Source organism: Streptomyces sp. NPDC032822 (genome assembly GCF_055578825.1).
Genome location: NZ_JBVIOL010000042.1, coordinates 1 through 13,377 on the forward strand (window position 1 = coordinate 1; position 13,377 = coordinate 13,377).

Below are 13,377 nucleotides of genomic sequence, written 5' to 3' on the forward strand. Positions count from 1 at the left end.
CAAAACCCGCACCCACTACGACGAAGCGACCGCCTGGTCACACCACGCCCACGCCCCTGCCGCTTGACCTCAAACGACATGGGGTGTCTGAACACACTGTCCCACCCGCCGTCGACGCCGTGCCAGCGGCTTCAGCCGACCCGGTTCACATGGCCTGACGGCCGGCGGCATCACCGCCGGGGTCGTCAGCAAGTACGACGGTCGCGGTGATCTTCTTGCCCACCGGCTCCCGGTGGACACAGAAGGACTGGGACACCGCCATCACGATCTCCAGCCCGTGCTGGCCGATCCGCTCCGGATCGGCTGCCTGCACCGTCGGGAGCGTGGTGTCGCTGTCCCACACGCTGATCTGGACGGCACCCTCGGTGATCTCCAGGTCCAGCAGGCACGGGCCCGGCGCGTATTTGCGTGCGTTGGTGACCAGCTCGCTCACCACCAGCTGCACCATGCCCATCGCCCGCGCGGACACCGGCAGCCCATACTCAGCCTGCACGGACGTAAGGAAGTCGCGGGCCAGGGCACGGGCCTCGGCAATGTCGGCACTGCCCTCGAACGCAGCGCAGGCCGTGATCAGACGGTCGGCAAGCGGCTCCGGGCCCTCGTTTTGGGCAGCCGTGTCCATGGAACCGCCTCACTTCCGAAGCGCCGAGCAGTGCCCATCCCGCCTACCCCCGGAACATCGCAGTAGCCTCACACCCGCGAGTGCTGTTTCCGGAAATCAGGTGCGGGTATTTTCCGCCCGGGCAGGGCTGAAAGGGGCATGGCGCACCATGAACGAACAGGCCGGCACGTGGGGTCTCCTCACCAACCACGCCCGCGTGTTGCTCGTCATCGCCCGCGATGCCGCACCCCGGCCTCGCGACATCGCCGCGGCCTGCCCCATCACCGAACGCACCGCCCAGAACATCGTCACCGACCTAGAACAGGGCAGCTACCTGCGCCGTGAACGCCACGGACGGCGTACGCGCTACATCCTCCGCCGAGAGGGACAACTCCGCCATCCAGCAGAAGCCCACATGCCAGTCCGGGACCCGCTGAAACTCTTCACCCCTCACGACAGCGAGCGCTAGAAGAGAGGGGGCCTCACAGCACAGTCACACGGTGGCTTGCCGTGTCGATGTACATCTTGGTGACGTCGGTGATGAGCTCGCGGCTGCTGTCGGGGCCGAGCGCCTGGGCCTGGAGGCGGTCATGCAGCACGCTGTAATGCTGCACGTCGGAAGGCTTCTCCAGGTAGAGGTCGCTGGTGAACCGCTCCAGAAACACCACCACCGCCGCCGCGGAACTCTCGGCGAACCGCAGAATGGAGAACTGTCCTGACAAGCCCGGATGGGCGCCCGCCGTGTAGGGGAGGACCTGCACCGTGATGTGCGGCTCGGCTCCGAGCGCGTTCAGGTGCTCCAGCTGTTCCCGCATGACGTCCGGGCTGCCGACGACACGGTGCAGTGCCGATTCGTCCAGGACGACCCACAGGCGCAACGGGCGGGACGGGTTGAAGATCCGGTGCTGTCGGCGCAGCCGCACCCTCAGGCGCGTGCCGGCCTGTTCGGCAGTGAGCGGGGGGATCGTTTCCTCGATGACCGCGTGGGCGTACGCGGGAGTCTGCAACAGAGCGGGGATCACCATGGATTCGAAGGCATGCAGGGAGGTGGCGTCCGACTCCAGGGCGATGTAGACGCTCTGGGGGATGTCGCCGTAGGCGTGCCACCAGCCCTGTTGTCCGGATTCCTTGGCCATCTGCATCAGGGAGTCGATGACCTGCTGGTCCGTCACTCCGTAGAGCGCGCACAGGTCACGTACGTCGCGGGGGCTGATGGTGCGGTTGCCGTTCTCCAGGTGGCTGATCTTGGGCTGGGAGACCATGAGCCGCTCGGCCACCTCGGTGCTCTTCAGCCCGCTGGCCAGGCGAAGCCGGCGAAGCTCGGCTCCCAGACGGCGTCTCCTGACGGTGGGATTGCTGTTCGCCGCCACGAGCGGTGTACCTCCGGCTCCAAGTCATCCTGTCGGGCCGCAGACTGCCATGGAACACGGGGTGTTGATCATGTGCCATGCCGTTCTGTACCGCGGGCAGCCAAAACAGACGGTGACTCTGTCATTTGCCTCACGGCAGGGGAAATCCCGAGCGTTCTATGTGGAGGTTCAGGAACAGGTACTGACCTTGACATTTATCGTCCAGCGCCGAGGTCTTGCTTGGACGTCAGTCCCACGCGTTGAAGAGCACTCCGCCCAAGGTGGCGATGCCGTAGAAGCGAACTTCGCGCCATTCGCCCTGGGTTAGGGCCGAGGTGTCGATGTCCGAGAGCGGCAGAGTGAGCTGCGCGCGGTCAAGCACTACAAACCCCAGGTCGGTAAAGGCATGGGCCCACGGTGGCGGTGCGAGGAACTCCTCGGTGTACCAGTCCCGGCGTTCCTGAGCTTGTCTTTTAACCTCTGAGGCTGTCGCGCTCGATGATGCTTTCGGGTCGTCTGGTTGTCTTCCCGACGCCGTAGCGGGTCGCGGGCCGCCGGTTCTTGGAGCCAAGTGGCCTTCCAGGGCCGGGTGTTGAGGGTTTCGGTGCACGGGCCGGACAGTGCAGGTGCGGGCGGAGGTTTCTGAACCCTCGGCGGACTCGGGCCGGAGTGAGCCGGCCGGGCTCGGCGGGCCTCTCCCACGGTCGCCGCAGGTCGGCGGCGGCCCCACGCAGGATGCGGATCTGAGTGTGCGCGGCGATGATCAGCCAGGTCCAGCGCTCGCCGGCCTCGGGGGTCCGCAGCTTCGGTCGAGTCCACCCGAGGGTCTGTTTCATCAGTCTGAAGAGGTGCTCGATGTCGAACCTCCTCAGGAACGCCTGCCATCGCATGTCGACGTCTTCGCTGTTCAGGCCGGTGGCGGACGACCATAGCCATAGGGGCAGTGGGTCGCCTCCGCCGGGCAGGCGGTCGACCTGGAGGCGGATCAGCGTGCCTTCGATGATGGGGAGTTCGCCGGTGTGGTCGATCCAGGCGGAGCGGGTGGTCAGGCGGGGGTGGATGCGGTCCCAGGCCATTGCGCGGGCGGTGCCGTACCGGTCGGTGACCTGCACGGTTGCCTCGTCCGGCTCGCCCCAGGTCTCCGGCTTGGCGAAGCGGAGCTCCTTGCCGTGCTTCGGCGGCCGCCCGCCCTGGGGGTAGGCCAGGGCGTACTCCTTGAGGGTGGGCGTCGGCCGTCGCATGACGCGGTCGGAGCGCATCCGTCCCAGCACCTCGATCGGGAGGCCGTCGAGGAGGTGAGCCATGCGCGGGGCGTCGTAGCCAGCGTCGAAGACGATGAGGATGTCGCGGTCGCCGACGTGCCAGCGGCCCATCTCGATCAGGTCCTCGACCACGCGGCGGAGTTGGGCGGCGGTGACCTCGGCGACGTCGTCCTCGGGTCCGAGACGGACAGCGTCCAGCAGCTGGCACCAGGACGTGCGGCCTGATTCGAGGGCGGCGACGAAGGAGTACGGCCAGCCAGGGATGAACTGGTCCGAGGATCGTCCGCTGCGGCCGTAGACGTGGCAGAACAGACGGTCTGCGCTGGTCGGCGCGTCCGGGCGGAGCCAGTTGCTGACGTCGACCGCCAGGACCAGGCGCCCGTCGGCGGCCCGCGGCATCGGCAGACCGGCCAGCACCTGCCGCAGCCGGGGCACGTCCACGTTCCCACTGTTCATTGCGTCGTACATCGCACCGTGCCCGCGCCGGTGCTCGGCCACCAGTGTCAGATCCACCGGCGAGGTCACCGGCCCGTCCGCGCACAGCAACGCGTCGACGAGGTCGAACAGTTCGTCCCCGCGCGTGGTCAGACAGTCGAACAAGTCCTCCCGGAAGCGTGACGCTTGTGCGAACGCCTCCCCAGGACCAGTGTCAGGGAGCAGATTCACCTTCACGGCCTTCGTCTGATCGGTGCACCTTGGTCGGAGCACATGATCAGGCGAGGGCCGCCCCAGCGTCCGGTGAACGCCTAGGTGAACGTCCAAGTTCGAGGCACATTTCGAAACGTCCCTCACGCGGCCGACCTGGCGATAACGTGATCGACATGGCAGCTGAGGGTGAAGCCACAGATGGCGAAGCACTGGTCGGCGGCATGGTGAACGCGGGCGCGGTCGTCCGGCGTGGCACCCTGGTGGAGCGCCCGGCCCCGCGCACCGCGCGCGCCCTCCACCCCTTCCTCCTCGCGCTCAAAGAGCACGGCTTCGACGCGGCTCCCACGCCGGTCGGTCTCACCGCGGACGGCCGCGAACGACTGAACTTCATCCCCGGCGACGTCGCCCTGCCTCCGTTTCCGCGCTGGGCGATGACGCAGACCGCGCTGAGATCGGTGGGAAGCCTGTTGCGGCGCCTGCACGAGGCCAGCGGGACCATCCCGGTCGATACAGATGTCGAGTGGCCCCGGGACCTGGCCGACCCCGAGGGCGGGACGGTGCTGTGCCACAACGACGTGTGTCTGGAGAACGTCGTGTTCCGCGACGGTCGTGCGGCTGGCCTGATTGATTTTGACCTGGCGGCCCCCGGCCGACCGCTGTGGGATGTCGCCATGACCGCCCGGTACTGGGTTCCCATGCTCGATCCCGAATCAGCGACGGCTCTCTATCCCGCAGGGCTGGACGCCCCGACGCGATTGCGGATCCTCGCCGACGGCTACGGGCTCTCCCGGCAGGACCGCGCTGAACTGCCCGACGTCATCGAACAGGCCACCGTGTCCTGCCGGGCCTTCGTCACCGACCGCGTGGCCGGCGGGGACCCCGTCTACACCCAGGCTCTGGCCGAGCGCGGTGGCTGGCAACGCTGGGACCGCATGCAGGAATGGCTGGTGACGCACCACGAGAGATTCACGACTGTGCTGCTGGGGTGACGGACAGAGGTTAAAAGACAAGCTGAGTGCCTGTTTGCAAAGCCTCGCTGTGGGTTTTCCCAGCTCAGGATTCGAACTGCGCAGTTTCCGAGTGGCTGGCTGTGTGTGTGAGTAGTGACACCATCTGTCGGTCAGCGACGACACCACCCCGCCCAGACCCGAGCCAGGGCCGAGCAGCACTCCGACTGACGATCACAACGGGCTCTCTTCGACAGGAGCCTGTCCTGTCAGGCCCAAAGGAAATCATTCGCTGTCCGAGGCGGGCGCTTCTAGCCTGCATCGGGTGATGAAAGCTGATGACGTGTTGTTCGTCCTGGCCCTGTTGCGGCGGGCGAAGGTGGATGTCTGGGCCGGCACCTTCACCACGAGTACCTGGTGACCGGGCTCGCCGCCGCCCTGAGGGTCGGCGCCCTGACCGCGGACGCGGTCGCTCTGGAAGCCCGCAGGGCCGCCGAGGCCGACGACGCCCCGCCCGCTGCAGCAGACCCGGAGCCGGACCGGGCCAGGGTGACGTTCCTGACCGAACGGCGGCTGGCCCACCTGCCGCCCGACAACCGGCCGCTGCCGTCGGTCGCGGCCTACGACCAGCTGCTGCGACCGCGGCGGCCGGACCGATCCGCCGCCGAGGGAGACAGGCCATGACGACGTTCAAACGCCACCGCGGGTTGACCGAACAGGCCGCCGACGCCGCTGTCGACCAGGCATGCCGCATGCCGCGGCTGCCCACCATCCGGGCCCAGTTCCCAGAGCTCGCTGAAACGGCCGCCCGTGACCAGATGTCGTATCGCGGCTTCCTCGCCGAACTGCTGATGGCCGAGTGCGACGACCGGGCCCGCCGCCGCTCGGAACGACGGATCAAGGCTGCGGCCTTCCCCCGCGAGAAGTCGCTGCGGTTATCTGGTGTTCGTTTGTGCCCGTCTGGAACGTCAGTCAGCGTGGGGTTCACTCGTTTTGGTGGTCGTTGGTGTGGTGCTATTCGGGGTGGCCCGACAGCGTCGGTGACGTCGGCAGCATGGTGCCGTGCCAGTGCAGAGAATCGAGTTGGGTGATGGGCGGACGTGGACGGTGGTCGGTTCCGACTACCTGCCGATCGTGCCCGTCGAGGAATTCTTGGAGTTCCTGCGCGTCGGCCGGGATGCGTCGCCCCACACCCTCCGTTCCTATGCCGCATCGCTGAACGCGTGGTGGGAGTACCTGGAGGGGGCCGGGCTGGCGTGGGACGATGTGACGCTGCCGTCGTTCTTGCCGTTCCTGACGATGCTGCGGACCGGTGATCCAGTCGGAGTGCACCGTTTGCCGGGTGCTGGCGCCGCCCAGGTCGGCGGGGTGGCGGAGTCGACGGTGGGGCTGCGGGTGGCAGCGGTCCTGTCGTTCTACCGGTATCACGCGGATGTGCACGGGGTGGCCGTCGCCGGGCGGCTCTACCGGGTCGGTGGGCGCCGGGCCCGCAGCCGATACGTTGGGGCCCTGGCTCACCTGGACCGCCGAAGTGACCATGTGAGCCCGGCGGTGCGCGTCCGGACCCGCGAGCGCGGGCCGGCACCCGTGCTCACGCCGACCCAGGCCGAGGCGATCCTCGACGGATGCGCGCGCTTCGACGTCGTCTCCGGGCGGTGGTCGGGATCGGTACGCGATCGGCTGCTGTTCGCGACGCTGAGCGAGACCGGGATGCGGCTGGGCGAATGCCTGTCGCTCAAGCACTGCGACTGGCACGTCGGCCGGGGCGGGACCCCGTTCGTCGAAGTCGTACCGCGGCAGGACCACCCAGCCGGCGTGCGGGTGAAGAACAGCCGGTTCCGCCGCATCTACATCAGCGACGATCTGGAGCGTCTGCACAGCGAGTACGTGTGGGAACTGTGCGATGCCGACGCCCATCGGGCGGTGGACCTAGAGAACTGGTGGGTGTTCGTCAACCTGCGTCGCGGCGAGTGGCTCGCGCCGCTGCGGCCGGAGACCGTCTACGACCTGGTCGACGGTCTCAAGCGCCGACTGGGGAAGGCGGTTCCGTCCGCTTGGACGCCGCACTGGTGGCGCCATACCCACGCGACCGCTCTGCTGCTGTCCGGGGCTCACGAGCACGTGGTGATGCGGCGGATGGGCCACGCCGACGTGCAGACCACGCTGACCCTCTACGGCTGGGTCACCGAGGACGCCGAGTTGAAGACCCTGGCGAACTGGAAGTCATTCACTACCAACTGGCGGGGGCTGGAAGGAAGCTCGGCATGAACGACCGTCGCATCTTGTCAGTTCCTGCCGGCGGGTCGACCGCCCCGGACCGGTCCGCCCAGAGCGCCGCGCTGGTCGAGGGACTGGACCCGGTGTTCGCCGGGCCGCTGTTCGACGGACGCGACCCGAACCTGGCGGGGGTGTTCATGCGAGGATCGCGGCAGGTCCGGCTGGACATCACCGCCCTGCCGCTGGTCATGCGCCGCGAGGTCGGCTGGTGGCTGGCCACCTGCGCGCGCACCGGCGAACGCCAAGCCCACGCCAGCGAGTGGAACCGCTGGGCGGTCACCGCCGCCGACGTCATCGCACGTCACCCGCACGTCGCCTCCTTCGCCGACCAGCCGCTGGCCGAGTGGATGACCGCCTGGGCCCGGAGATTCCACGCAGACCGTGGCCGGATGCCCGCCCCCGGGCATCGGCTCCGGGCCGAGCACGCTCTGCGCGGCATGCTGGAACGGCTGCTGCGGCAGTACGCCAGCAAGGTCGACTGGTGGCGTCACGACATCTGGTCGCTGCGGCTGGACCCGCGCATCCCGCGGCGCGAGCACGAGCCGCGCGCCAACACCGCCGTCCGCTGGGGCGAAATCACTCCGCTCTGGCTGCGGGAGGGGACCAAGTTCTACCTCCGGCTGCAGATGGAGTCCGGGCAGCTGACCTGGTCGACGGTGATGCAGCACCGCGTGAACACGGCACGCTTCGCCGCGTTCGTGACCGAGCGCGGAATCGACCACCCCGCCCTGGCCGACGGCTCTGAGCGGAACCTGCGCGCACTCGCGCTGAACTTCGGCACCTTCCTGCACCACTGGCAGCGCGAGACGCCGGGCCGAGCCGAGGTCGGCGGCAGCCTCCAGCCGAGGACGATCAACAAGAACCTGCAGACGATCGACCAGTTCTACCGGGTCATGACCGACTGCCGCACTGAGGCCGCCGAAGCCCTGGACGATGCCCGTTGGCTGGCGCTTACCGACAGCCACGCCCGCATGTTTCGCCCCAGCGACCGGCCCCGGCAACGCGAGGTCCGCGAGGCCGACGAGCGCAACTACATCAACGACACCGACCTCAGCAGCATGCTCACCCACATCGAGCTCCTCGGCTTGGCGACCGAGCAGACTCGCGCTGTCGTCCGCGACGCCCGCCAGGTCGAGCTGACCGGACTCGGACATCCCGCAGTCATGCGGGCCTGGCTCATCCAGGCCATGACCGGACGCCGGGCCAGCGAAGTGTTGATGATGGACTTCGAACCGCTCTCCGACATCCCCGGCCTGGACGCCGCCGCCGTCCCCGAGGGCGGGATGGTCGCCCGGCTCCGCTACCAGCAGACGAAGATCGACGCGGCACCGAACACCATCCTCGTCGGCCGCGACGTCGTCGAAATCATCCGGGAACAGCAGGCATGGGTGCGCAAGCACTGGCACCTGGGCCCCGCCGGCACCATCCGTTACCTGTTCCCGAAGACCACCGGCAACCGGCACGGCACGAAGTCCTGGGAAACCAGCAACTACAACCACGTCCTGAAGGACTTCAGCCACCACCTGGACCTGCGCGACGCACGTGGCGAGCTCCTCCTCTACTCACGAAGCCACCGGCTCCGCCACACCAAGGCGACCACCCTGATCAACGCCGGCGCCCCCATCCACGTCGTCCAGCGCTACCTCGGCCACCTCTCACCGGAGATGACGATGCGATACGCGGCGACCCTCGCAAGCACCGCCGAGCGCGAGTTCCTCGCCCTGGCCAAGATCGGGCGCGACGGGAGAGAGATCGGCATGGACCGCCGCGACATGCTCGACCTCGTGCAGCTCGACCGCCGCACCGACCGCATCCTGCCCAACGGCTACTGCCTGCTGCCACCCACCCGGTCCTGCGACAAGGGAAACGCCTGCCACGGCTGCGACCACTTCGCCACCGACCGCACCTTCCTGCCGGACATCCAGCGCCAACTCGCCGAGACCCAGTCCCTGGTCGCCACCCGGCAGGCCCGACACACCGAGCGCTACGGCGAGCCGATGAGCGGGACAAACGTCTGGATGGAACAGCGCGACGCCGAGATTCGCAGCATGCAGCTGGAGATCCTCGCCCTCGAAGCTCAGCCAGCCGACAGCACCACCGCCGTCCGCGGCGCCGGCGTGCTCGGCCGCACCGGCTACCAGGACGCCGTCGGCGCCTCGGACAGCAAAGGGGCATCACGCTCATGAACAAACGGCCGGACGGAACAGCCCCGGAAACCGTGCCTCCTGCTGACCGGCGGATCGCCGCCCTGCGGCAGGCCGCCCAGGACAAACACCAGCAGGCCGTCCAACGAGCGGAGGCGGGCATCCGAAAGCTGATCAAGGAGGGCGAGGAGATCAACTTCCGGGCCGTCGCCCGCAGGGCGGGCGTCAGCCTGGACTTCCTCTATGCCCACACCGACCTGCGCAAACGCATCGAAACCCTGCGCGGCCAGCAACGGACCGAGGACCGACCTCCCCCTCAGGCGCCCTCAGCCGACGACGGCACGGTCATCCATTCCCTTACCGAAACCCTTCGTCGTGTGCGCACCACCCATCGCGAGCGCGTCCAAGAACTCGAACAGCGACTGGCCGCCGCGCACGGCGAGATCCTGCGCTTGCAACGCGTGATCCAGTCACACGGCCCAGGGCTGTGACAGCACTCTCCGGGCTGCAGAACCTACGATCCAGAGCGCAATCCCAGAGCACTGTGCTCCACCACACCTGAGGGAAGATCACTCTTTCCCGAAGCCCTGGCAGCCAACTCCACAAGGCCAGCCCGGAGTTCGGCGGCGGGCTCACCAAGGACGATCGCGCCGATGATCAGCTCCATCATCAGACAGTCGTACTCGTCGCCCATGCTCCGATAGCGCTCCCCATCCGCCTCCACCACAGCAGAGGCGATTCTCCTCCCACGACCAGCCGCGGGGGCCAAGGACACCTCATAGACGCCGTGACCGGTCCAACTCCGGTGCATGAAAAGGACATCGCCTTCAACGAAGACGTTCCACTTCTCATCCATGTCCCGGGCTCGATATCCGCGCTGGATCCGGTCCCAGTCCTCGTCAGTCCAGACACGATCCGGCAACTGAGACACCGGCCGGGGCGTGCTGATCGGGTGGAGGCGCCGGAACGACTCTCGGGTGAGCGGGGCATCGGCAGTCATGACGTGATCCTACGGACGCGCCATTCCAACAGGACAGCGGATTACCTCCAAGAGCAGGCAACCTGGGCGGAGGGCGCCCGTCAGCCGCCTTCCCGACGCGTCCGCAGCGTCCTGAACAGCAGCTTTGCAAGAATCCTTCACCACTACCCCAGATAAGCGCAGGCCTTCGACTTCGAGGCGAACTCCAGCGTGGACCCAGCGGTCATCCACACGCTGGCGACCTGCGAGTGGGTCAAGAAGGGCATGCCGCTCTGTCTGATCGGCGACTCGGGCACCGGCAAGTCGCACCTGCTGATCGCGCTGGGCACCGAAGCTGCGATGGCCGGCTACCGGGTCAAGTACACGCTCGCGACCAAGCTGGTCAACGAGCTGGTCGAGGCCGCGGACGAGAAGGTGCTGACCAAGACCATCGCCCGCTACGGCCGCGTCGATCTTTTGTGCATCGATGAGCTGGGCTATATGGAACTAGACCGCAGGGGCGCTGAGCTGCTGTTCCAGGTTCTGACGGAGCGTGAGGAGAAGAACAGCGTCGCCATCGCCTCGAACGAGAGTTTCAGCGGCTGGACCAAGACCTTCACCGACCCCCGGCTCTGCGCGGCCATCGTCGACCGCCTCACCTTCGGCGGCAACCTGATCCAGACCGGAACCGACTCCTATCGCCTCGCCATCACCCAAGCCCGGGCCGCCGCCCAGGACGGCAGGGCAGGCTGACCGCCCTGGGACTCACTTCGCCAGGAGGCGTCGCACCTCTCAACCTCAGTAACTGGAACAATGAAAGATCTTGCAGACGTCACCGGGGAGAGGGGAGATTCGACTGTGAAGGTCGGACTGGCACGTTCCGCCGCGATCCAGTGGGTTGCCCAGCATGCCCAACCCGATGCTGGCTACAGGGGTGCGTACTTCAGCGGCTCAACCGTTGGGTTGCCGGACGACGCGGAGTTGTCGCCCTCCTCGGACATCGACATCTTCATCGTCACCGCCCAGGATGACCCACCGGCCAAGCCAGGGAAACTTCGCTTCCAGGACGTCCTGCTGGAAGTCAGCTACCTGCCCTGGACCGAGATCGCCTCCGCCGACGACGTCCTGGCGTCCTATCACCTGGCCGGCAGCTTCCGCACTGACGCGATCATCGATGACCCCACCGGCGATCTGCACAAACTGCATGCCCACATCTCGCGTCACTTCGCCGCCCGGCCCTGGGTCCGCCGCAGATGCCAGGATGCCCGCCAGCGGATCGAGACCCGCCTCGCTGCGATCGACACCTCGGCGCCGTTCCACGAGCAGGTGATCTCTTGGCTGTTCCCCACCGGCGTGACCTGCCACGTCCTTCTCGTCGCCGCCCTGCGCAACCCCACCGTCCGTTTGCGCTATCTGGCCGCTCGCGAGGTCCTCACCGACTACGGCCACCTCAGCCTCTACCCGGAACTTCTGAACCTTCTCGGCTGCTCACACCTGCCCGTGCAGCGTGTCCAGCACCATCTGCGTGAACTCGCCACGACGTTCGACGCCACCGTCCAAGTGGCGAAGACCCCGTTCTTTTTCAGCAGCGACATCACGCCCACCGCACGGCCGATCGCGATTGACGGAAGCCAGAGGCTCATCGACTCAGGAGACCACCACGAAGCCGTCTTCTGGATCACCGCGACCTTCGCCCGCTGCCACACCATCCTGGCCGCCGATGCGCCCCAACTGCATGAAGCCCTCGCCCCGGCATTCCAGGCCGCTGTCACCGATCTCGGCATCAGCTCCACCCGTGACCTCATCCACCGGGCCGAAGAGGTGACCCGGTTCCTGCCCCAGCTCTGGCAGACCACCGAGGACATCCTGCGCAGCAACCCCAACATCACCGAATAGCAGAGGAAGACATCGACTCGGCCAGCGAGCGAGCGGTGTCAGTTCTCATCGACATTTCACGGCTCGGCGATCGACAAGTGCTGCCCAAACTCATCGACAAGTGGTGTCCGTTCCCACCTACGAAGCCAACCCGGCGTAGCCGGGGAACTGCGCCCAGCTGAAATTGGCGTCACCGAGGTGGGGTTTGCCGGTGGAGGGGTCGTTGAGAGCGTTGAGAAGGGCCTCCAGCAGTTCCAAAGTGAAGGGGGTGCGCGGTGGTCGAGGTCGGCGCCGGGGGCCAGGCCGGTCAGGTAGGCGGTGCGGTCGGTTTCGGTGAGATGGGCCAGGCATGCGGTGTAGCCGGGGACGCGAATGCCGCGGCAGTCGACCAGGTCGGCTGCCGGGTCCGCGTCGGGCTCGCAATGCGGCCAGGGAGGCGGTGAGAGTGTGCTCATGGTGCGGCGGCTCCACCAGGTGTGTGTCGAGGTGCCGGGCAGGCACAAGCGAGGACGTGCTGAGGGCCGGGGCCGGTTCAGGCCCGGTCGCACCCGGCAGCGTCGCCGTCGGGTCCCGCCGCTGCCGGGTGCGGCAGCTCGGTAGCTGGCCGTCGAGCAAGCAGCAACAGGGAGGCCCCGGGAAGGGATGCCGCCGTGCTCCTGTCCACCGCTGGACGATGGCGTCCGATTTACGACCTCGTTTCGGTCGAACCGAAGCCGAGGGTCGGTACCCACGTCACGAACATGCCGTACGTGCCTGAACAACCCGTGGATATCTGTCAGGCACGCTTCACCAAGGGCTACTTGCCTCACATACCTGTCGCCCTCTCAGCACCCGAGATAACAGACAGCCCGCCCGCCCCGCGTGTCCCCTCACCGGCAGAGGTCGGCCAGGGACAGCAGTAGGTGGGCGGACTCCGGTCGCAGATAGTCCGAGTGCGCGCCGGCTGGGCCGTTCCCGCGCACGAAGACGTCGCTCACATCAACACTGACGAAGCGGTGGTCCAGGGCGGCGAGCGGGTACGGCTCCCCGGGTGGCAGCATCCGGATCGCGGAGACCGGTGCCGGCGTCGTGCCGATGCCCGCGTGGCCGATGCCGATCCGGCGCTCCGCACGCAGATGCCAGAAGCCGGTGGCTCGGTCGTGCTGCGAGTACGTGGCGACCACCGGCCCGCGCAGAGGCGCTTCAGCGAGCGCGGTGAAGGTGGTGGCGAAGGCGTCACGGGGGGGGGTGCCCCTATGGGTTTCGTCAAGCTGATGGGGCGGGCTGGGGTTCGTAGAAGGTGCCGTCGCGGAGCATGGCGAAGAGCACGTCGGCTC

Annotated in this window: 13 protein-coding genes and 2 pseudogenes; 9 read left to right on the top strand and 6 right to left on the bottom strand. The window is 67.5% G+C overall.

The annotated features are described in order from the left end of the window. Window positions 1-145 precede the first annotated feature (145 nt). Window positions 146-622, bottom strand: coding sequence for an ATP-binding protein (locus ACZ5VD_RS43495; protein WP_468686011.1), 477 nt, complete (start codon window positions 620-622; stop codon window positions 146-148). 148 nt (window positions 623-770) lie between these two features. Here ACZ5VD_RS43495 and ACZ5VD_RS43500 point away from each other — a divergent pair, with 148 nt between their 5' ends. Further along, entirely contained in the window at window positions 771-1,070 is a 300-nt protein-coding gene (locus ACZ5VD_RS43500) for a MarR family transcriptional regulator (RefSeq protein ID WP_468686012.1), read from the top strand. Window positions 1,071-1,083: 13 nt separating this feature from the next. Here the strand turns inward: ACZ5VD_RS43500 and ACZ5VD_RS43505 are convergent, their stop codons facing one another. From ACZ5VD_RS43505 to ACZ5VD_RS43515, 3 genes are all read right to left on the bottom strand, one after another. Further along, window positions 1,084-1,971 carry a helix-turn-helix domain-containing protein gene (locus ACZ5VD_RS43505; RefSeq protein ID WP_468686014.1) on the bottom strand — a complete coding sequence of 296 codons (888 nt, stop codon included), beginning with the start codon at window positions 1,969-1,971 and terminating at the stop codon, window positions 1,084-1,086. Window positions 1,972-2,197: 226 nt separating this feature from the next. Further along, window positions 2,198-2,332 carry a hypothetical protein gene (locus ACZ5VD_RS43510; RefSeq protein ID WP_468686017.1) on the bottom strand — a complete coding sequence of 45 codons (135 nt, stop codon included), beginning with the start codon at window positions 2,330-2,332 and terminating at the stop codon, window positions 2,198-2,200. Window positions 2,333-2,423: 91 nt separating this feature from the next. After that, a complete protein-coding gene (locus tag ACZ5VD_RS43515) occupies window positions 2,424-3,878 on the bottom strand; it encodes an NF041680 family putative transposase (protein WP_468686018.1) in 1,455 nt (484 codons plus the stop codon). A 155-nt stretch (window positions 3,879-4,033) separates the two neighbouring features. Here ACZ5VD_RS43515 and ACZ5VD_RS43520 point away from each other — a divergent pair, with 155 nt between their 5' ends. From ACZ5VD_RS43520 to ACZ5VD_RS43545, 6 genes and pseudogenes are all read left to right on the top strand, one after another. Beyond that, complete coding sequence (locus tag ACZ5VD_RS43520; RefSeq protein WP_468686026.1) at window positions 4,034-4,849, top strand: phosphotransferase; 816 nt, start codon at window positions 4,034-4,036, stop codon at window positions 4,847-4,849. 375 nt (window positions 4,850-5,224) lie between these two features. Beyond that, complete coding sequence (locus ACZ5VD_RS43525; protein ID WP_468686019.1) at window positions 5,225-5,491, top strand: hypothetical protein; 267 nt, start codon at window positions 5,225-5,227, stop codon at window positions 5,489-5,491. Beyond that, a pseudogene (locus tag ACZ5VD_RS43530) lies at window positions 5,488-5,742 on the top strand (ATP-binding protein); the annotation flags it as partial. The gene ACZ5VD_RS43525 and the pseudogene ACZ5VD_RS43530, both read left to right, overlap by 4 nt. 133 nt (window positions 5,743-5,875) lie before the next feature. Next, window positions 5,876-7,075 carry a tyrosine-type recombinase/integrase gene (locus ACZ5VD_RS43535; RefSeq protein WP_468686020.1) on the top strand — a complete coding sequence of 400 codons (1,200 nt, stop codon included), beginning with the start codon at window positions 5,876-5,878 and terminating at the stop codon, window positions 7,073-7,075. Continuing rightward, the gene (locus ACZ5VD_RS43540) at window positions 7,072-9,270 is read left to right on the top strand and encodes a tyrosine-type recombinase/integrase (protein ID WP_468686021.1); all 2,199 of its coding nucleotides are present in this window, start codon (window positions 7,072-7,074) and stop codon (window positions 9,268-9,270) included. The genes ACZ5VD_RS43535 and ACZ5VD_RS43540 overlap by 4 nt, the downstream gene beginning before the upstream one ends. Continuing rightward, window positions 9,267-9,719 (top strand): DUF6262 family protein, encoded by a 453-nt coding sequence (locus ACZ5VD_RS43545; RefSeq protein ID WP_468686022.1) that lies wholly within the window; start codon window positions 9,267-9,269, stop codon window positions 9,717-9,719. The genes ACZ5VD_RS43540 and ACZ5VD_RS43545 overlap by 4 nt, the downstream gene beginning before the upstream one ends. Window positions 9,720-9,742: 23 nt before the next feature. Here ACZ5VD_RS43545 and ACZ5VD_RS43550 read toward each other — a convergent pair whose 3' ends face one another. Further along, window positions 9,743-10,228 carry a hypothetical protein gene (locus ACZ5VD_RS43550; RefSeq protein ID WP_468686024.1) on the bottom strand — a complete coding sequence of 162 codons (486 nt, stop codon included), beginning with the start codon at window positions 10,226-10,228 and terminating at the stop codon, window positions 9,743-9,745. A gap of 165 nt (window positions 10,229-10,393) precedes the next feature. Here ACZ5VD_RS43550 and ACZ5VD_RS43555 point away from each other — a divergent pair. Next, window positions 10,394-10,939: pseudogene (locus tag ACZ5VD_RS43555) on the top strand (ATP-binding protein); the annotation flags it as partial. Between the two features lie 105 nt (window positions 10,940-11,044). Beyond that, window positions 11,045-12,082 carry a hypothetical protein gene (locus tag ACZ5VD_RS43560; protein WP_319770914.1) on the top strand — a complete coding sequence of 346 codons (1,038 nt, stop codon included), beginning with the start codon at window positions 11,045-11,047 and terminating at the stop codon, window positions 12,080-12,082. A gap of 848 nt (window positions 12,083-12,930) precedes the next feature. On the opposite strand, the gene ACZ5VD_RS43565 is transcribed toward ACZ5VD_RS43560, so the two are convergent. Continuing rightward, the gene (locus ACZ5VD_RS43565) at window positions 12,931-13,224 is read right to left on the bottom strand and encodes a hypothetical protein (RefSeq protein ID WP_468686025.1); all 294 of its coding nucleotides are present in this window, start codon (window positions 13,222-13,224) and stop codon (window positions 12,931-12,933) included. Window positions 13,225-13,377 lie beyond the last annotated feature (153 nt).

Excerpts from the sequence above, each read along its gene's own strand:
- ACZ5VD_RS43520 (WP_468686026.1), top strand. The coding sequence starts at position 4,034 with ATGGCAGCTGAGGGTGAAGCCACAGATGGCGAAGCACTGGTCGGCGGC.
- ACZ5VD_RS43500 (WP_468686012.1), top strand. The coding sequence starts at position 771 with ATGAACGAACAGGCCGGCACGTGGGGTCTCCTCACCAACCACGCCCGC.
- ACZ5VD_RS43550 (WP_468686024.1), bottom strand. The coding sequence starts at position 10,228 with ATGACTGCCGATGCCCCGCTCACCCGAGAGTCGTTCCGGCGCCTCCAC.
- ACZ5VD_RS43540 (WP_468686021.1), top strand. The coding sequence starts at position 7,072 with ATGAACGACCGTCGCATCTTGTCAGTTCCTGCCGGCGGGTCGACCGCC.
- ACZ5VD_RS43495 (WP_468686011.1), bottom strand. The coding sequence starts at position 622 with ATGGACACGGCTGCCCAAAACGAGGGCCCGGAGCCGCTTGCCGACCGT.
- ACZ5VD_RS43545 (WP_468686022.1), top strand. The coding sequence starts at position 9,267 with ATGAACAAACGGCCGGACGGAACAGCCCCGGAAACCGTGCCTCCTGCT.